The following is an 18682-nucleotide window of genomic DNA, read 5'->3' as shown; positions in this document are numbered from 1 at the left end:
CTCTTCACGGCCGGCTCGAACTCGCTGCGGGAGCCGGCGGTGCACGTGGCGGTGAAGGGGTTCGAGGTGCTGGAACCGCCCGGAGCTGACGGGGTGCCCCTCCGCGGTGTGCCTGGCGGCCTCTATCCAATATGTTAACCGGGGTTGCCGTTTCTTTCAGAGAGGTGCGTACGTGGCCGAGTCCGACGAGCTGGAATCGCTCATCTCGCAGGGGCGCAAACATGGGGTGCGCAAGCGGGTCATCCTGCTGCAGGCGGCCCGGCTCTTCGTGGAGCGCGGTTACGCCGACACCGGGATCGACGACATCGGGGCCGCGGTGGGCATCTCCGGCCCCGCGGTCTACCGGCACTTCCCCGGCAAGCAGGCCATCCTCCTCGCCCTGATCGAGTTGTCGCTGGAACGCCTTCAGGAGGGGACGCAAGCCGCGCTGGCCGACCGGGACCGGGACCCGCAGGAGGCGCTGATCGCCCTGGTGGACTGGTTCTCCCGGTCCTCCGTCGAGAACCGGAGTCTGACCCTGATCATGCAGGCCGAGCTGCTGTGGCTGCCGGAGCAGGATCGGCGGCGGCTCAACCGCCGGATGCGGCAGATACGTGAGGAATGGGTCGGGCTGCTGATCGAGGTACGGCCGGAGCTGTCGGACCTCGCGGCGCGGATCGCCGTCACCTCCGTCATGGGGATGGTGACGGCGGTGCTCGCCGCCCGGCTGAGCGATGACATCGGGGCGCTGAGCGTGCACCTGCGGGCCCAGATGCTCGCCGTCCTGCAGGTGCCGGCTGGATTGTGACGGCTCTGGATCAAGTAAAAAGTTAACGTGTATATACTTTTTGCTCATGGGAGGGCGCTGTGGGAGCGGACTCGGCGCACGGTCCGTGCGCGCCCGTCCTCGTACGGGACGTCGTAGCGCCAGTCGTCGCCACTGGTGCGAGCCAGAACGAGGGGCAGAATGATGGAACGCATGGTCGAGGCCAACGGGATCCGCCTGTGGTGCGAGACGTTCGGTGACCCGGCCGACCCCGCGCTGCTGCTCGTGATGGGGCTCGGCGCCCGAGGCGCCACCTGGCCCGACGAGCTCTGCCGCCTTCTCCAGAAGGAAGGCCGGTACGTCATCCGCTACGACAACCGCGACACCGGGCTGTCCGGCCGCGTGGATTACGAGGCGAACCCGTACACCATGATCGACCTCGCCCAGGACGCGATCGGCCTGCTCGACGGCTTGGGCGTCGCCACGGCGGACGTGGTCGGCGCGTCGATGGGCGGCATGATCGCCCAGGAGATCGCGCTCGAACACGCTGACCGGCTGCGCAGCCTGACGGTCATCATGTCGAGCGCCGAGCCCCTCGACCCCGCGACCAACACCTTCCGGGGCACGGCACGCGATCCACGACTGGCCGCCTGGGACGCCGAACAGATCGCCAACCCGCCCGGCACCCGGGAGGAGCACGTCGAATCGCATCTCAAGCTGGCCCGCATTCTCGCCGGACGATTGACGGCGTTCGACGAGGCGGCCACGCGCGCGATCATCGAGCGGGAGATCGAGAACGCCACCGAGGCGGGCCACGCCTCGAAGAACCACATCCTCGCGGCCTTCGCCTCCCGCGACCGTTCCGGGCTGGTCGGCTCGATCACCGCTCCTACTCTGGTGATTCACGGCTCGGACGATCCCATGGCGCCCTTCGCTCACGGCCAGGCCCTGGCGGCGGCGATTCCCGGCAGCGAGTTCCTGCCCATCGAGGGAATGGGGCACGGGTTCCCGCCGCCGGTGATTCCTCGGATCTCCGCCGCGATCCTCCGGCACACCGGGCGATAACCGACAACCTGCCGTGCACGACCGGGGCTTCCTGTCGCGGGACCTGACGCCGAACAACGTCACCGTCGTACCGGACGGCTCCTGCCGGCTGGTCGACCTGGAGATGCCGCTGTCCCCGGCGCTCTCATCCCCCGCACCGCGCACGGCCGGGACAGTGCCTCGGCCGTGGATCGCCTGGGCCGCGCTTCGCCGGAAGCGGAGCTCCGGGTGTGGTCACCAGAAGCGCACCTCGGGCCAGTCCGGTGACGGCCTGTCCAGGGCGGGGGCGGGCTTGTGCTTGAGGTGCAGGTCCAAGAAGGCGGTGACGTACCTGCGGGTGATCGCGATGACGCGTTCGCCGTCGATCGGGGTCTTGGGCAGGCCGAGTTGCGGCTGGAGCACCGCGTAGTCGATGAAGCTCATGTGCTCGGCCCCCGTCACGGTCAGCCACCGCTTCCAGTCGCCCGTCACGTGCGGCCAGAACGTGTCCCACGAGCCGTCGGGGCCGCCGGATCTCGGCTGGTGCCGGGGGTTGCCGATCATCATGAAGGGCTTGTCCAGCGGCTGGGCGGGGGTCTTCGGGTTGTAGGTGCCGTCGAGGTTGACCACCGCCTTGATCCGCCGGGAGGCGGGCAGCAGGTGCGCGGCGCTCTGGCCGCCGACCGAATGTCCGACCATCGCGATGCGCCGCTCGTCGATCAGCGCGTTCCAGCGCCTGCTCCGGTCCAGCTCGTCGAGGACGAACTCGGTGTCGGCGGCCCTGACCCGGGCCACCTTCTCGCCCGTCTCAGGGGTCTGACCGGCCTTGCCGGCCTCGAAGGTGACGGTACGGCCGTCGGGGAAGGTGGTGGCGACCGACTCGTAGGTGTGCTCGACGGCCGCCACCAGGTAGCCGCGGGTGGCGAACTCCTCGGCCAGCGAGGTCATCGTCGCGCGGGGCAGCGTCATGCCGGGCGACAGGACCACCAGGGGCCATCCGCCCTTCCGCCTGACCGCGGGGGCGTCGGCGCGGGCGTGCGTCCTGGTCCTGGCGAGCGTGTCGGACGGGAGGTCCTTGAGCTGCGGCACGCCCTTGAGGACCAGTTCCGACTCCTCCGGCGTGAGGTACGGCGCCGGCCTGCCCGTCCCTCTGTGGGCTGGGTACCAGAGGGAGACCATCAGCTCGCGGGCGTCGCGGCCGGTCACCCAGGGGTCGGGGCGGCCGCGGTCCACCAGGTGCAGGTCCACCTTGCCGATCGGGTACGGGCCGGTCGGCGCGGGCAGCGCGGTCACGGGCGCGGTGGTCACGGCTTCAGCAGCCGCGGCTTGGGCGGGGTGCGGAGTGGTGGCGGCGAGCGCGAGGGCACCCGCGACAAGGATCTTGTGCATGCGCTCCACCGTGCCGCGCACCCCCGCCGAACCGTCCCCGGCGAAAGTCACAGGCCATGTGCGACTTTCGTAGGGGATGGGTGGCCTGCCGGGACTTGTAGCCTCTGGCCATGATTGACCGGACATCGACGATCGCCGAACGGGTCACGCCGTGGGCGCTCGGCACGACGGTTCTCCTGCTGTCCATGGCCTCGGTGACCGGTTCGGCAGGGGTGCGGTCCGCGCTGCCCCTGCCGGTGCTCGTGGCGGTGGCGGCGTGCTGCGGGGTGGCCGCGGCACTCGGGCGGCGGTGGTTGTGGCCGCTCGTCGCGGTGGGCGCGGTGGCCCACCTCTGGCTGGTGATGTGGCCCGCCGCGGTGGTGGCCTCCTACTACGCGGGCACGCGGCTCCGCCGCCGTCGCGACCTGTGGCTCTACGTCGCCGGCGCGGTCGCGCTGTTCGCGCTCGCGGGGCTGGTGTCGTCCTGGAACGAGGGGTATCGCGCGCTGGTCGCGGGCACTGCCGTCAACGTACTGCTGATGGGCGGCGCGATGCTCGCGCTGCCGCTGGTCGCCGGCCTGTGGGTGGGCGCCCGGCGGCAGGTGCTCGACGCGATGCGCGAGCAGTCCGAGCAGTTGCTGCGCGAGCAGGTGCTCCGCGCCGACCAGGCGCGCGACCAGGAGCGGGCGCGCATCGCGCGGGAGATGCACGACGTGGTCGCCCACCGGGTGTCCTTGATGGTGCTGCACGCCGGGGCGCTGGAGGTCAACGCCCCCGACGCCCGTACGGCCGAGGCCGCCGCGCTCATCGGCGGCGTGGGCAGGGAGGCGCTGACGAACCTGCGGGAGGTGCTGGGCGTGCTGCGCTCGCCCGATCCGGGACGCGGCCCGCAGCCCACGCTGGCCGACCTCGACCGCCTGCTCGACCAGTCCCGGGCCCTGGGCATCGTGGTCAACCGCCACGACGAGGGACGCCCCCGCCCGCTGCCGCCCACCGCGGAGCGCACCGCCTACCGGGTGGTCCAGGAGGCGCTGACCAACGTGCACAAACACGCGGGCGACGCCGAGACCGACGTCTACGTCCGATACCGGCCGGCCGAGCTGGAGGTGCTGATCCGGAACCGGTCCTGCGCGGCGGCGGACGGCGACCTGCCCGGCTCGGGCTGGGGCCTGGTGGGGCTGCGCGAACGCGTCGAGCTGGCCGGCGGCAGGCTGGAGGCCGGTCCCCGGGACGAGGGCGGCTTCCAGGTGCTGGCCGGGATCCCCGCCGCATGATCCGCGTCCTGGTCGTGGATGACGAGGCGCTGGTCAGGTCGGGGTTGCGGCTGATCCTGGAGGCGGCGGGCGAGATCGTGGTCGTCGGCGAGGCGGCCGACGGCGACGGAGCCGTGGCCGCGGTGGCCCGGCTCAGGCCGGAGGTGGTCCTGATGGACGTGCGCATGCCCGGCACCGACGGCCTGACCGCCGCCGCCCGCATCCTGGCCGCCCCGGACGCGCCCAAGTTGATCATGCTCACCACGTTCGACCTGGACGAGTACGTCCACGAGGCGCTCCGGCTCGGCGCGGTGGGCTTCCTGCTCAAGGACACCCCGCCGCGCGACCTGGCCGCCGCCGTCCGGACGGTCGCGGCGGGCCAGGCCATGTTGTCCCCCACCGTCACCAAGCGGCTGATCGGCTCGTTCGTGGACCGGGCGCCCTCCCGTGCCGAGTCGGCGCGCAGGCGGCTCGCGGCGCTGACGGCCAGGGAGGAGGACGTGATCAGGGCCGTGGCCCGCGGCCTGTCGAACGCCGAGATCGGCCGGGAGCTCAGGCTGACGGAGGCCACGGTGAAGGCGCACGTCAGCCGGGTGCTGAGCAAGCTGGCCCTGGCCAACCGGGTGCAGGCCGCCATCCTCGTGCACGACGCCGACCTGGGCTGACCGTCCCGCACGACGCCGACCCGAGGAGTCAGCGCAGGGGGCGGAAGAAGGTCCTGACGTCCTCGACGAGCAGGTCGGGGGCCTCCATGGCGGCGAAGTGGCCGCCGCGGTCGAACTCCGACCAGTGCACGACGTTGTGCTCGCGCTCGGCGATCCGGCGCACCCCGGCGTCCCCGGGGAAGACGGCGACGCCGTGCGGCAGCCCGGAGTACTCGGCCACCGCGCCCCAGCCCTTCTGTCCCTCCTTGTAGAGGCGGGCCGAGGAGGCGGCGGTCCCGGTGAGCCAGTAGACGCTCACGTCGGTGAGCAACTGGTCGAGGTCCACCGCGTCCTCGGGCAGCTCGCGGGCGGGGTCGGTCCACTCCTTGAACTTCTCCACGATCCACGCCAGTTGCGCGGCGGGGGAGTCGTGCAGCCCGAACGCGAGGGTCTGCGGGCGGGTCGCCTGGATGATCGCGTAACCGGCCCGGTCCTGGTCCTGGTACTGAGCGAGGCGGGCGAGCTCGGCGGGGGTGAGCTCGCGCAGCTCGGCCGGGTCGCCGCTGGGGAACCCGAGCGCGCCGTTGACGTGCACGCCGACGACGTTCCCTGGCGCGGCGCGGCCGAGCATCGGCGAGATCACCGAGCCGCTGTCACCGCCCTGCGCGCCGTACCGGGGGTAGCCGAGGCGATCCATCAGCTCGGCCCACGCCCGCGCGACCCGCTCCAGGTCCCAGCCGGGCTCGGTGGTGGGGCCCGAGAAGCCGAAGCCGGGGATCGAGGGGGCGACGACGTGGAAGGCGTCGGCCGGGTCGCCGCCGTGGGCCGCCGGGTCGGTGAGCGGGCCGATGACGTTCATGAACTCGGCGACCGAGCCCGGCCAGCCGTGCGTGACGATCAGCGGCAGCGCGCCGGGCTCGGGGGAGCGGACATGCAGGAAGTGCACGTTCTGCCCGTCGATGAGGGTGGTGAACTGCTCGAAGGCGTTCAGCTGCCGCTCGGCGTCCCGCCAGTCGAACGAGGTGCGCCAGTACTCGGCCAGCCTCTTCGCGTAGCCCACCGGGACGCCGTAGGACCAGCCGACGCCGGGCAGCTCGTCCGGCCAGCGGGTCGCCGCCAGCCGGGCGCGGAGGTCGTCCAGCTGGGCCTGCGGGATGTCGATGCGGAACGGGTGGATGCGCGGGTCGTCGTTCATGTCCATGACCGTAGACAAGGCTTAGGACAGCTTCGGTCCTAGGATGAACGGCATGCTGGAGACGTCGGCGCGTTTGTTGCGCCTGTTGTCGCTGTTGCAGACCCCCAGGGAGTGGTCGGGCGCAGAGCTGGCCGAACGGCTCGGCGTCTCGCCCCGCACGGTCCGCCGCGACGTCGACCGGCTGCGCGAGCTCGGCTACGTCGTGGACGCCACCCCGGGCACGGCCGGATACCGGCTCGGCGCCGGGGCCGGGCTCCCGCCGCTGCTGCTCGACGACGAGGAGGCGGTCGCGGTCGCCATCGGGCTCGGCACGGCGGCGGTCTCCGGCGTGACCGGCATCCAGGAGACCTCGGTCCGGGCCCTGGCCAAGCTCGAACAGGTGCTGCCGGCCCGGCTCCGGCACCGCGTCGGCGACCTGCGTTCGGTCACGGTCCCGCTGGCGGGGGCTGCGGAGGCGGTGGACCCGGCCGCGCTCACGGCGATCGCCGCGGCGGTCCGCCGCCGGGAGAGCCTGCGGTTCGACTACCGCTCCCACGACGGCGCCGGGGATCGCCGTGCCGCGGAGCCGTACCGGCTGGTCAACTCGGGTCGCCGCTGGTACCTGGTGGCCTGGGACACCGGCCGGGCGGACTGGCGCACGTTCCGCGTCGACCGGCTGCGGCTGCACACCCCGAACGGCCCGCGTTTCACGCCTCGCGAGCCGCCCGCCGCCGACCTCGTGCGTTACGTCTCCGAGCGGATCTCCGTCGATCCCTACCGCTACCAGGGGCGGTTCACGGTGCGGGCGCCGGCGGATGTCGTCGCCGCCCGGATGCCGCCGACCATGGCGGTGGTCGAGCCGGCCGGCGACGGCTCCTGCGTCCTGTCCGCCGGGTCGCACTCGCTGGACGAGCTGGCGATGTGGGTCGCGCAGCTCGGCGTGCCGTTCGAGGTGCACGAGCCGCCCGAGCTCGTCCGGCACGTCCGCGCCCTCGCCGCCCGTCTCCTCGAAGCCGTCCCCGATGCCGATCCGGCGTGACCGCGGCTACGGCTGCCCGTCGGGCTGAGCGAGCCAGGCCAGGCACCGGCGGGTCAGTTCCGGGTCGCGGGCCGCGTCCAGGTGGCCCCTTCCGGGGTGCACGGTCACCCTGATCCGGCCGGCGTGCCGGGGGTAGACGTGCTCGATCGTCTCGCGGAAGCGCAGCGCGCCCTGCGGCGGCACGTGGCTGTCGTCGGCGCCGCACTCGAAGGCGATGGCCGGGCCGTGGGCGTAGGCGCCGATGTTGGTGAGCGGGTTCAGGCGGTCGAACCACCACTGGGCATGGCGGCCCGCGTGCCCCTGCGGCAGGAGGCGGGCCGGGTCGTCCAGCGCGCACATGCCCGGACGGGTCCAGTCGGCGGTGGCCGCGACGGCCGCCACCCTGCGTACCCGGTGGTCGAGTCCGGCCAGCGCCACCGCGCAGTCGCCGCCCATCGACACCCCGCCCGCGACCGCGCCGGGTCCCGCGCCGAACTCTGCGGCCGCCCAGTCCAGGACCCGGACGCACTCCACCGTCGTACGGCCCAGCAGCGGCCACATCTCCTGGCGGAAGTCGCCCAGGACGCGCTCGGTCAGCTGCGCGGCGCTCTCACCGCCGCGCCGGCCGTGCCGCCACGGGTCCAGGCTGACGGCGGTCATTCCCTGTCCGGCCAGCTCGCGCATGGCGGGCAGGCAGGCTTTCGTGCTGCCGCCCAGGTGCGGGAGCCACAACGCCACGGTGGCTCCGCCCGCGCCGGCCGGCGGCTCGATCCATGCCACGGGGACGTCGTCCACCCACCCGTGACGCACGCCCTCGCTCTCCTCAGTGCTCATCACGATCTCCTCCGACTGGAAAGTGCCAGATTCCCCGTTCGCCGCGACGTAGTCGGGGCCGGGGTGGCGCGGCCGGCGGTCGCCATGCCACACTCACTGTTATAGAACTCTTGTCAGAGTTATAGAACGAGGTGAGCAGGATGCGAGAAGCGACGCCACTGCGCGAGCCCGCCCCGGCGGCCGGGCCGATGGGCGAGCCGGGAGCCCGCGGCCGGTTCGGCGAGTACGGCGGCCGGTACGCGCCGGAGTCCCTGGTGGAGGCGTGCCGTGAGGTGGACGAGGCGTTCCGGCAGGCGTGGGCGGACCCCGGCTTCCGCGGCGAGCTGGCCGAACTGCTCGCGCTGCACGCCGGACGGCCGACCCCGCTGACCCCGGCCCGCCGGCTGTCGGGGGAGCTGGGCGTGCGGCTCCTCCTCAAACGCGAGGACCTCACCCACACCGGCTCCCACAAGATCAACAACGTGCTGGGCCAGGCGCTGCTCGCCAGGCGGATGGGACGGCGCCGGCTGATCGCCGAGACGGGAGCGGGCCAGCACGGCGTGGCCACCGCGACCGCCGCCGCGCTGCTCGGGCTGGAGGCCACCGTCTTCATGGGCGAGCGGGACATCGAGCGGCAGGGCCTGAACGTCTTCCGCATGCGCATGCTGGGCGCCGAGGTGGTCCCGGTCACCACGGGCAGCCGCACGCTCAAGGACGCCACCAGCGAGGCCATGCGGCACTGGGTCGGCGTCACCGGCGACACCCACTACTGCGTCGGCTCGGTCATCGGGCCGGACCCCTACCCGTGGATGGTCAGGGAGTTCCAGCGGGTCATCGGCGAGGAGGCGCGCGCCCAGTTCGCGGCCGGCCAGCCGACCGGCGTCCCGGACCACGTCGTCGCCTGCGTCGGCGGCGGCTCCAACGCGGCCGGCACGTTCGCTGGCTTCGCCGGCACCACGGCGCGCTTCGTCGGCGTCGAGGCGGAGGGCGGCGCCGGGGCGGCCCGCGGCAGGCTCGGCGTCCTGCACGGCTGCCGCTCGCTGTTCCTCCAGGACGACGACGGCCAGATCGTCGAGGCCCACTCCGTCGCCGCCGGACTCGACTACCCGGGCGTCGGCCCCGAGCACGCCCACCTGCGCGAACTGGGCCGGGCCCGGTACGTCACGGTGACCGACGAGGAGGCCGTCGCCGCGGCGCTGCGGCTGGCGCGCACCGAGGGCATCGTCCCGGCGCTCGAATCGGCGCACGCCCTGGCCTGGGTGATCCGCGCGGCCGGCGGCGAGCTGCCCGCCGGATCGACCGTCCTGATGACGCTGTCGGGCCGGGGCGACAAGGACGTCTCCGCCCTGAAGGAGCTGCTGTGACCGACATCCTGACCCCCGGCGCGGTCGAGCGCCACCTGCGTGCCCGCCGGGACACCGGCCGCGCCCTGCTCATGCCGTACGTCACCGGCGGCATCACGCCCGGGTGGACGGCTTACCTGCGGGCGTTCGCCGCGGCCGGCGCGGACGCCGTCGAGGTCGGCCTGCCCTTCTCCGACCCCACGCTGGACGGCGTCACCGTCCAGCAGGCGAGTCAGGCGGCGCTGGCCCGGGGGGCGAGCACCCGCCGGATCCTCGCCGATCTCGCCGACGTGCGGGACGTGGGCGTGCCGCTGATCGCCAGCACCTACTACAACCTCGTGCTGCACGACGGGCCCGAGGCGTTCTGCGCGGCGCTCCGGCGGGCCGGCGTCGACGGCCTGATCGTGCCCGACCTGCCGGTGCACGAGGCGGACGAGCTGGCGGACGTGGCCGCCGCCGCCGGGATCGACCTGGTCCTGCTGGCCTCACCGGCGACGCCGGAGCCGAGGCTGGCCGAGATCGCGCGCCGCAGCCGCGGATTCGTCTACGCGGTGTCGCTGATGGGCACCACCGGCGAGCGGGCCACCCTGGCCGCCTCGGCGGCGGAGCTCACCGCCCGGCTCAGACGCAGCACCGACCGGCCGATCTTGCTAGGATTTGGCATTTCCACGCCTGACCAGGCGCGGGAGGCCGGCCGGCACGCCGACGGAGTGGTGGTCGGGGCCGCGGTCATGCGGCGGGTGCTCGACGGCGCCGGGCCGGACGACCTGCGGGCCTTCGTCGCGACCCTGCGGAAGGCCCTCGACCAGGAGTGACGCACCACGATGACCCCCGACGCCGGGCACGAGGCGAGATACCGCGCCATCGCCGCCGACCTCGCCGCGAAGATCCGGTCGGGCCATTACGCCCCCGGGGAGGCGCTTCCTCCGCAACGGGAGCTGAGCGCCTCCTACGGGGTCACCCTCATGACGCTGCGCCAGGCGTTGCGTGAGCTCAGCGACGAGCACCTGATCGTGCAGCGGCCCGGCAAGGGCACGTACGTGGCCCCGCCCCACCTGGCCTACCAGCTCGGCTCGCTCCGCAGCCTGGCCGACGACCTGCGGGAACAGGGCCATGACGTGCGGACCGTGGTGGCCGGGCGGGCGATGCGCCGGGCCCCCGACCGGATCGCCGCGGAGCTGCGGCTGCGTCCCGGCGACACGGCCCTGCGGCTGGAGCGGGTGCGGGAGTTCGCCGGGCGGCCGGCCGTCCATCAGGTGTCGTGGGTGCGCAGGCCGGTGGCCGACCAGATCCGCGACCGTGACTTCACCGCCGTCTCCCTCTACGCGGCGCTCGCCGACGCGGGGGTGGCGGTCGCCCGCGCGTCGGAGGTGGTCGGGCCCGGCCTGCTCGACGCCGCCGCCGCGCGCCGCCTGCACGAGCCCGAGGGCAGCGCCGTGCTGGTCAGCACCCGGATCACCTACACGCCCGACGGCGTTCCCGTCGTGTCCGACCACGCCACCATCCTGGGCACCATGATGGAGATCCGTACCGAACGGGCGGCCACCGGCCTCTCGCTCGCCTGGCGGGCCACCAGCTAGCGCCTCACTGCAGGGCGGCGACGGCCTTGTCGACGTCGTCGTGGAAGGACAGCAGGCGGGTCAGCCCCATGATCTTGAACGGGTGCTCGATGTCCGGGCTGAGCCCGGCCAGCGCCAGGCCGGCGCCCGCGTCCTGGGCCCGCTGATGGGCGCTGACCAGCACGGAGATGCCGGTGGAGTCGCAGAACCGCAGCCCCGACATCTCGATCACCAGGCCGTCGCCCGGCGCGAGGCCGAGCTCGTCCAGGGCCTCGTGCAGGCGGGGGGAGGTGTGGTGGTCGAGGTCGCCGGCCACCGTGAGGATGCGGACGCGTCCCGAGTGGGGCTGAGAGGTGATGGTCAGACCGTGGTCGTGCTGCACTGGGGCTCCTCAGAACAGACGCCCGTCGAGCGGGCGGGGACGGACAGGGCGAGCACCGCGGTGTCGTCCGACACGCCGTCGCCGAGGGTCGTGATCAGTTTGTGCACCGTGGCCAGCAGGCCGTCGGCGCTGGTGGGGGCGGCGGCGGCCAGGTGGGCGGCCAGGCCCTCCTCGTCCAGCCTGGCCCCGGTGCCGGTGCGCGCCTCGGTCAGGCCGTCGGTGTAGAGCAGGAGGGCGTCGCCGGGCCCCAGACGGGTGCTCACCTGGGCGAAGTACGGGTCGCGCAGGATGCCGATGAGCTGCCCGCCCTCGGGATGGACGGCCTCGACCGCGCCTGCGGCGCGCACCACCAGCGAGGGCGGATGCCCGCCGCCCGCCAGCGTGACCTCGAAGCCGCCCGCCACCGGGTCGAGCACGCCGAAGACCGCCGTGCAGTACGGCGGCGGCATGACCTGACCGGCGTGCTCCTGCTGCAGGACCGCGTCCAGGTTGGCCAGCACCGCGCACGGGTCGGGGTCGTAGACGGCGGCGGCGCGCAGGGTGTAGCGGACGAGCGAGGTCAGCACGGCCGCGTCGGCGCCCTTGCCGCAGACGTCCCCGAGGAAGAACGCCCAGCGGTTGCCGTCGAGCGGGAACAGGTCGTAGAAGTCGCCGCCGACCTCGTCCACCGAGACGGGGTGGTAGGCGGCGGCCGCGCGCAGGCCCGGCACCTCCGGCAGGGTGTGCGGGACGAGCGTCTGCTGCAGGGTGCGCGCCAGGCGCTCGGCGTCGGCGCGCAACGCGCGCTCGGTGGCCAGGGTGCGCGAGGCGGCCAGGCGCAGCTCCAGCTCGTCCATGACCAGGGCGGCCAGATCGCGCAGGGCGCTGACGTCCTCGTCCGCGGCCTGCCGGGGACGGACGTCCATGACGTTGACGCTGCCCACGCAGCGGCCGTCGGGGACGGTGATCGGGGCCGCCGCGAAGAAGCGCACGCCGGTCCCGCCGGACGGATCGGCGGCCATCGCGGGGTCGGCCGTGACGTCCGGGATCACGCACACCTCGCCCCGCGCGAGCACGGCAGCGCACAGGCTCTCCTCGCAGCCGCCGGGGAACGAGCCGGCCGGCGTGCCGTGGGCGGCCACCCGGCGCACCCCCTCGTCACCGGCGAACGTCACGGTCGCCATGGGGGCCTGGAACATGCGCGCCGCCAGCGAGGCCACCCGGTCCAGCGTCGCCTGGCCCGGCACGGCGGGGAGTTCGTGCCCCTGAAGGGCCGCCGCGCGGTGCGTGTCTTCGGCGGTGCTGACGTCCGGCTCCTTCCGCTCAGCTCCGCCGGCACAGGCGCCGAGCAGGGGCGGAGGCCCGACCCCCGGAGTGATTTGCCCTATTCTACCTACGGTCGAGGTGATACCTGACCTGCTGGTCCACGGCCGCGGCGGCATCACCGGCGCGACGCGGGGTAGGCGCGCCCGCAGCGAACGAGGGGGAGCCGGATGACACACGACGACCACGGTGAGCGGCGGCCGGCGGCGGCGGCCGGTGCCGGGATCTTCACCGTGGACGACGAGGTCGGCCGTGACCTGGCCGAGGTCGACTGGGAGGCGACCCCGCTCGGCCGTCCGGAGCACTGGCCGCAGAGCCTCCAGACGGCGGTCAGCATCCTGCTGTCGTCCCGGTTCTCCATGTGGATGGCGTGGGGGCCTGAGCTGACGTTCTTCTGCAACGCCGCCTACCGCCGCGACACGCTGGGCCAGAAGTACCCGTGGGCGCTGGGCCGGCCGGCCCGCGAGGTGTGGGCGGAGATCTGGGACGACATCGGCCCGCGGATCGACGCCGTCCTGACCACCGGGAAGGCGACCTGGGACGAGGCGCTGCTGCTGTTCCTGGAGCGGGCCGGCTACCCGGAGGAGACGTACCACACCTTCTCCTACAGCCCGCTGCGCGACGACCACGGCTCGGTGGTCGGCATGCTCTGCGTGGTCAGCGAGGAGACCGAGCGGGTCATCGGCGAACGCCGCATGGCCACCCTGCGCGATCTCGGCTCCGACCCCAGCGTGGTCCGCACCGAGCAGGAGATGCTCGCCTTCGCCTGCCGCCAGCTCGGCCGCAACCTCCAGGACCTGCCCTTCACCCTGACGTACCTGTTCGACGGCGACGGCCGGGCGCGGCTGGCCGGCTCGACCGGGCTGCCCGCCGGGCATCCGGCCGCCCCGGCCGTCGTCCCGCCCGGCGACCCGGACGCGGTGTGGCCGGTCCAGACCCCGGCCCGCGGCGAGCCGGCGCTCGTGGCGCTCGACGCGACCCCGTACGCCGGGCTGCCGCCGGGGGACTGGCCGGAGCCGCCCACGCACGCGCTGGTGATGCCGCTGCTGCAGCAGGGAGGCAGGCCGTACGGGTTCCTGGTGGCCGCGCTCAACCGCTACCGCGCCCTGGACGACGGGTACCGCGGATTCGTCGAGCTGGCCGCGGGGCACGTCGCCACCGGCATCTCCTCGGCCCGCAGCTACCAGGCCCAGCAGCGGCGGGCCGAGGAGCTGGCCGAGCTCGACCGGGCCAAAACCGTCTTCTTCTCCAACATCAGCCACGAGTTCCGCACGCCGCTCACCCTGATCATGGGCCCGGTGCAGGAACTGCGGAACACGCTGGCCGGCGCCGCCCCCGAGGTGCGCCAGGACCTGGAGGTGGTCCACCGCAACGCCCTGCGCCTGGGCAGGCTCGTCAACACGCTGCTCGACTTCTCCCGGATCGAGGCCGGCCGCATGCAGGCCCGCTACGAGCCGGTCGACCTGGCGGCGGTGACCGCCGACCTGGCCAGCGTCTTCCGTTCGGCGGTCGACAAGGCCGGCCTGTCCTTCCAGGTGGACTGCCCACCGCTGGACGAACCGGTCTACATCGACCGGAGCATGTGGGAGAAGGTCGTGCTCAACCTGCTGAGCAACGCGCTGAAGTTCACCTTCGACGGCTCGATCGCCGTCCAGGTGGGCGTGCGGGACGGGCAGGCCGTGGTGACCGTCTCCGACACGGGCATCGGCGTCCCGGCCGAGGAGCTGCCGCGCCTGTTCGAGCGGTTCCACCGGATCGAGAGCGCCCGCTCGCGCTCCAACGAGGGCAGCGGCATCGGGCTGGCTCTCGTCCAGGAGCTCGTCGGCCTGCACGGCGGCACGATCACCGCCGAGAGCGTCGAGGACAAGGGCACGACCTTCACCATCCGGCTGCCCTTCGGCGCCGACCACCTTCCGGCCGGGAGCCTGGTGCCGGCCCGCCCGGCGGAGTCGGTCTCGTCCGGCGCCGAGCCGTTCGTGCAGGAGGCGCTGCGCTGGCTGCCCGAGGACGACGTCACCGGCGCGGGGACGTCCTCGGACGTCTCGGCGGACGGCGGCGGCTCACAGGGGCCGAGCGACGGCCCGCCGGCCCGGGTGCTGATCGCCGACGACAACCGGGACATGCGCGAGTACCTCGTCCGGCTGCTCAAGGGCGCCGGCTACCACGTCACCGCCGTCGGCGACGGTCTCCAGGCGCTCGACGCCGTGCACGCCGAGGAGCCCGACCTCGTGGTCAGCGACGTGATGATGCCGCGCCTGGACGGCCTGGCCCTGGTCGCGGCCCTGCGGGCCGATCCGCGTACCGCCGGGGTGCCGGTGCTGCTGCTGTCGGCGCGCGCGGGGCAGGAGGCCTCGATCGAGGGCCTGGCGGCGGGCGCCGACGACTACCTGGTCAAGCCGTTCTCCGCGGCCGAGCTGCTGGCGCGGGCGCGGGCCAACGTGGAGCTGGCGCGGCTGCGCAACCATCACACGCGCTGGCGCAACGCCATGATCGACTCCTTGCAGGAGGCGTTCTTCGTGACCGACGAGGACGGCGCGGTGATCGAGATCAACTCGGCGTTCACCGACATCCTCGGCTACGGCCCCGACGGCCTGCCCTACCGGCCCCGGCACCCCTGGTGGCCGGACGAGCGGCGCGACCCGCAGGCCCACGGCCTGGTCGCCGAGGCGTTCGGCCGGCTCGTCGGCGAGGGCAGGGGCAGCGCGGTCATCCCCGTCACCCACCGCGACGGGCACCAGGTGTGGGTCGCGGTCACGTTCAACTCGGTCACCGACCCCGACACCCGGCGGCGCCGCGTCGTGGGCACCCTGCGGGACGTGACCGCCGAGCACTACCTCGTGCAGCGCGAGAGCGCGCTCGCCGCGCTGGGCCTGCGCGTCTCGCAGGCGGGCAACATGAACGACGCCCTGGCCGGCGGGCTGGACGCGCTGCAGGAGGTCTGGCACGCCCGGCAGGTCGCGGCCGTCGTCTGGGACGAGGACGGCTCCCGCGGCCTGGTCGCCGCGCCGTCCGGCCCGGCCTGGCAGGACCTGCCGGAACAGGTGCGGGCCAAGCTGACGGGCCTGCGCGAGCAGCCGCCCCTGCGGGCCGTCGCCTCCGAGACGGACGGGGCCGGCATCACCCTGGAGCACCCCGAGGGCCTGCTCGCCGTCTGGATCGACCTGGGCCAGAACCGGCCGTTCACCCACGAGGACCAGACCCTGCTGGCGCTGCTGGCCGGCCACCTGGGCCAGGCCCTCCACCGGGTGCACCAGCTCGACCAGCAGCGCGAGGCGGCCGTGGCGCTCCAGCGCGCCATCCTCGGCCCGTCCCGGCTGCCCAGCGGCTTCGCCGTGCGCTACGAGCCCGCCACCAGCCCGCTGGAGGTCGGCGGCGACTGGTACGACATCGTGCCGCTGTCCGGCGAGCGCATCGGGATCGTCGTCGGCGACTGCGTGGGGCGCGGGCTGGAGGCCGCGGCCGTCATGGGACAGCTGCGCAGCGCCTGCCGGGCCCTGCTGCTCCAGGACGCCGGGCCCGCCCAGGTGTTCACCGCGCTCGACCGGTTCGCCGCCCTCATCCCGGGCGCCAAGTGCACCACCGTCTTCTGCGGCGTCCTGGACACCGCCACCGGCGACCTCGTCTACTCCAGCGCCGGCCATCCCCCCGGCATCCTGGCCCACGCGGACGGCAGCACCGAGCTGCTGGAGGGCGGCCGCTCGACGCCGCTGGCCGTACGGTCGGCCCGCGGGCGCACCGAGGCCAGGTGCACCATGCCGCCCCGGTCCACCCTGCTGCTCTACACCGACGGCCTGGTCGAGCGGCGGCGGCGTCCGCTGACCGCGGGCATCGGCGAGGCCAGCACCGCCGTCCAGGTCGGGCGGTCCACCCCGATCGAGGAGCTGGCCAGCGACGTCATGTCCTCCCTCGCCCCGGACGGCGGCTTCAACGACGACGTCGCGCTGCTGCTCTACCGCCAGCCCGCCCCGCTGGAGGTGGACTTCCCGGCCGAGTCGAGCCAGCTCGCCCCCGTGCGCTCGGCCCTGCGGGAGTGGCTGGCCCGCTGCCAGCTCACCCCTTCGCTGGTGCAGAACGTGCTCGTGGCGGCGGGGGAGGCGTGCGCCAACGCGATCGAGCACGGCCACCGCAACGCCCCCGGCCGGACGATCCGCCTGCGGGCCGTCGCCACCCCCGGCGACCTGCGGCTCACCGTCGCCGACACCGGCCGCTGGAAGCCTCCGGAGCCGGAGGCGAACCCGCACCGGGGCCGGGGCGTGGCGCTCATGCGCGCCCTGATGAACGAGGTCACCATCGAACCCGGCGCGGCCGGTACCACCGTCGACATGCAAGCGAGGATCAGCTCATGACCACCCCTCTGACCCTTGCGGCCTCGACGCGGCCGGACGGCACCCAGGTCCTGGCCGCCGCCGGCGAGATCGACATGAGCAACGCCGGGGCCCTGGAGGAGGCGCTGGCCCGAACCGGCGACAGCATGGTGCTCGTCGACCTGAGCGAGGTGGAGTACCTGGACAGCGCGGGCCTGACCGTGCTGTTCACGCACGCCTCGCGGATCCGGCTCGTCGCCAACCCGGTGCTCGAACCCGTCCTGACGATCGCCGGCTTCGCCGACGTCGCCGCCATCCAGGAGATCACGTACGTCGACCCGTCCCAGGACGGCCACAGCGCCTGAACGCCGCCGGCTGCGCTTCTGGCCCGAGGCGGGATCACGCGTCCCGCTCGTCCCGCCAGCCGCCGGGTTCGGGATGGTAGCCGTAGGCGGCGGCCCGCACCGTGTCCTCGTCCTCCAGCCCGGAGCCGATCGTGCCGCCGACGGTGGCTAGCGAGCTGATGATCCAGGCCAGCTTCAGATAGTCGGTGAGATCGACCGGCCGCTGCAGGTTCCGTGCCAGCACGGAGGTGTCGATCAGCAGCGCCGCGACGAGTGTCGTTCCGGCGAACAGCACCAGATAGGACACCGCGGCGGCCAGGGCGAGGGTGAGGACCGTGCCCAGGTTGAACAGCCGGGCCAGCTCGGCCGGTGTCCTGCGGTCCGGTTTCTCCCACAGGTCGTGCGCGATGATCAGCCAGGTCACCAGCGCGGTCAGCCCGAGAAACATGATCACGGTGAGGCGGAGTCCGCCGAGCGCGTCACCCATTTCCCAGATGGTGTTGGTGGTGAGCGCGAACGCGGCCGTGGCGAAGGCGCCGACCAGGAGTTTGGACAGGCCCAGCAGGGCGCGCCCCGGGCGGTTGGCCCGAATCATTCCGGTCAGCAGCCGCACCCGGCCGGCCAGCCGCGAGGCGAGGTAGCCCAGTTCCCCGGCTTCGGCCTCGCCGACCACCCGGTGAATGGCGGCGACCTGGGCGGCCAGTTCGGCCGGTGCCCGGCCGGCCGGCGGCACCCGCTCCTCGGAGGTGTCAGTGAGCAGCCGGCTCACGAAATCCGGGACGGCGGCGCGCAGCGCTCGCAGCTGGCACAGCCCCAGCGCGGGCAGGGACACCGCCGCGACGCGGCGCCGGGCGGACGTCTGCGCGACCAGCGGCACCCGCTCGGTGTGCAGCGGCAGGTCGGTCAGGCAGATCGCGACGTCCCACCGGGCGTCGGCGCGCCGGCGGGCGAGATCGTCGAGCAGCGCCTCGACGCCGCCGTCGCGGCGCGGCGCCACGTCACCCCAGCCTGCCCGGACGGTCCACCGCACGTGCGGGTCCACCTGCTCGGCGAGCCGGTCGGCCAGCTCGGCGGCGAGCCGCGCGACCACCTGCGCCGGATAGTCCGGCGGGGTCGCCACGAGCCCGACGACGATCTCCGGCCGGTGCGGCTCACTGATGGCCATGAGCGCTCCTCGCCGGTAGCCGGGTGGATCCCGGGACCGAATACCCACAGTCGTGCGGCACATGCATCGTGTATCGGGTGATGAAGGTCTGGATGCAGCAGGTGAGGCGGGTGTCCGTCGTGGACGGCCATCCAGACGACCTCCACCTTCAATGCCTGAATCCGCTGGTGTCATCCGTTTTGTCGGGGGCAAGGGACGCGGGGGCGTCAGCAGACCGGGGGCCGCCTGCGGCGTACGCATAACCA

Annotated in this window: 16 protein-coding genes; 10 read left to right on the top strand and 6 right to left on the bottom strand. The window is 73.6% G+C overall.

The window, feature by feature from the left end; genetic code table 11:
• Positions 1-172 precede the first annotated feature (172 nt).
• Complete coding sequence (locus ACWEJ6_RS06065) at positions 173-787, top strand: TetR/AcrR family transcriptional regulator (protein ID WP_452421663.1); 615 nt, start codon at positions 173-175, stop codon at positions 785-787.
• Positions 788-946: 159 nt separating this feature from the next.
• Positions 947-1810, top strand: a complete 864-nt coding sequence (locus ACWEJ6_RS06060) for an alpha/beta fold hydrolase (RefSeq protein ID WP_452421661.1) — start codon at positions 947-949, stop codon at positions 1808-1810.
• Between the two features lie 213 nt (positions 1811-2023).
• Here the strand turns inward: ACWEJ6_RS06060 and ACWEJ6_RS06055 are convergent, their stop codons facing one another.
• Complete coding sequence (locus ACWEJ6_RS06055; RefSeq protein ID WP_452421659.1) at positions 2024-3157, bottom strand: alpha/beta hydrolase family protein; 1134 nt, start codon at positions 3155-3157, stop codon at positions 2024-2026.
• 110 nt (positions 3158-3267) lie between these two features.
• Between ACWEJ6_RS06055 and ACWEJ6_RS06050 the strand changes: the two genes are divergently transcribed.
• On the top strand, positions 3268-4410 hold the full coding sequence (locus ACWEJ6_RS06050; protein WP_452421657.1) for a sensor histidine kinase: 1143 nt from the start codon (positions 3268-3270) through the stop codon (positions 4408-4410).
• Positions 4407-5054 (top strand): response regulator, encoded by a 648-nt coding sequence (locus ACWEJ6_RS06045; RefSeq protein ID WP_452421655.1) that lies wholly within the window; start codon positions 4407-4409, stop codon positions 5052-5054. Before ACWEJ6_RS06050 ends, ACWEJ6_RS06045 begins: the two co-directional genes overlap by 4 nt.
• A 28-nt stretch (positions 5055-5082) precedes the next feature.
• Here ACWEJ6_RS06045 and ACWEJ6_RS06040 read toward each other — a convergent pair whose 3' ends face one another.
• A complete protein-coding gene (locus ACWEJ6_RS06040) occupies positions 5083-6228 on the bottom strand; it encodes an epoxide hydrolase family protein (protein ID WP_452421653.1) in 1146 nt (381 codons plus the stop codon).
• A 52-nt stretch (positions 6229-6280) separates the two neighbouring features.
• Between ACWEJ6_RS06040 and ACWEJ6_RS06035 the strand changes: the two genes are divergently transcribed.
• The gene (locus ACWEJ6_RS06035) at positions 6281-7246 is read left to right on the top strand and encodes a helix-turn-helix transcriptional regulator (protein WP_452421651.1); all 966 of its coding nucleotides are present in this window, start codon (positions 6281-6283) and stop codon (positions 7244-7246) included.
• Positions 7247-7252: 6 nt separating this feature from the next.
• Here the strand turns inward: ACWEJ6_RS06035 and ACWEJ6_RS06030 are convergent, their stop codons facing one another.
• Positions 7253-8059 carry a prolyl oligopeptidase family serine peptidase gene (locus tag ACWEJ6_RS06030; RefSeq protein WP_452421649.1) on the bottom strand — a complete coding sequence of 269 codons (807 nt, stop codon included), beginning with the start codon at positions 8057-8059 and terminating at the stop codon, positions 7253-7255.
• 140 nt (positions 8060-8199) lie between these two features.
• On the opposite strand from ACWEJ6_RS06030, the gene trpB reads away from it, so the two are divergent.
• The 3 genes from trpB to ACWEJ6_RS06015 are packed head-to-tail and all read left to right on the top strand — an operon-like array spanning position 8200 to position 10961.
• Entirely contained in the window at positions 8200-9402 is a 1203-nt protein-coding gene (gene trpB, locus ACWEJ6_RS06025) for a tryptophan synthase subunit beta (protein ID WP_452421647.1), read from the top strand.
• Positions 9399-10196, top strand: coding sequence for a tryptophan synthase subunit alpha (trpA, locus tag ACWEJ6_RS06020; protein WP_387674882.1), 798 nt, complete (start codon positions 9399-9401; stop codon positions 10194-10196). The genes trpB and trpA overlap by 4 nt, the downstream gene beginning before the upstream one ends.
• Positions 10197-10205: 9 nt before the next feature.
• Positions 10206-10961, top strand: a complete 756-nt coding sequence (locus ACWEJ6_RS06015; RefSeq protein WP_364335892.1) for a GntR family transcriptional regulator — start codon at positions 10206-10208, stop codon at positions 10959-10961.
• Between the two features lie 4 nt (positions 10962-10965).
• Here the strand turns inward: ACWEJ6_RS06015 and ACWEJ6_RS06010 are convergent, their stop codons facing one another.
• Together ACWEJ6_RS06010 and ACWEJ6_RS06005 are read right to left on the bottom strand one after the other, a co-directional pair.
• On the bottom strand, positions 10966-11322 hold the full coding sequence (locus tag ACWEJ6_RS06010) for an STAS domain-containing protein (protein WP_452421644.1): 357 nt from the start codon (positions 11320-11322) through the stop codon (positions 10966-10968).
• Positions 11301-12548, bottom strand: coding sequence for a PP2C family protein-serine/threonine phosphatase (locus ACWEJ6_RS06005; protein ID WP_452421642.1), 1248 nt, complete (start codon positions 12546-12548; stop codon positions 11301-11303). The genes ACWEJ6_RS06010 and ACWEJ6_RS06005 overlap by 22 nt, the downstream gene beginning before the upstream one ends.
• A gap of 246 nt (positions 12549-12794) precedes the next feature.
• Here ACWEJ6_RS06005 and ACWEJ6_RS06000 point away from each other — a divergent pair, with 246 nt between their 5' ends.
• Together ACWEJ6_RS06000 and ACWEJ6_RS05995 are read left to right on the top strand one after the other, a co-directional pair.
• Positions 12795-16970 (top strand): SpoIIE family protein phosphatase, encoded by a 4176-nt coding sequence (locus tag ACWEJ6_RS06000; protein WP_452421640.1) that lies wholly within the window; start codon positions 12795-12797, stop codon positions 16968-16970.
• Entirely contained in the window at positions 16967-17293 is a 327-nt protein-coding gene (locus tag ACWEJ6_RS05995) for an STAS domain-containing protein (protein ID WP_358286916.1), read from the top strand. The genes ACWEJ6_RS06000 and ACWEJ6_RS05995 overlap by 4 nt, the downstream gene beginning before the upstream one ends.
• Positions 17294-17327: 34 nt before the next feature.
• Here the strand turns inward: ACWEJ6_RS05995 and ACWEJ6_RS05990 are convergent, their stop codons facing one another.
• On the bottom strand, positions 17328-18437 hold the full coding sequence (locus ACWEJ6_RS05990; protein WP_452421637.1) for a hypothetical protein: 1110 nt from the start codon (positions 18435-18437) through the stop codon (positions 17328-17330).
• Positions 18438-18682 lie beyond the last annotated feature (245 nt).

This window comes from Nonomuraea sp. NPDC004702 (assembly GCF_053601695.1).
The sequence above is the reverse complement of the archived record's forward strand: the minus strand, read 5'-3'. Positions and strand labels throughout refer to the sequence as shown.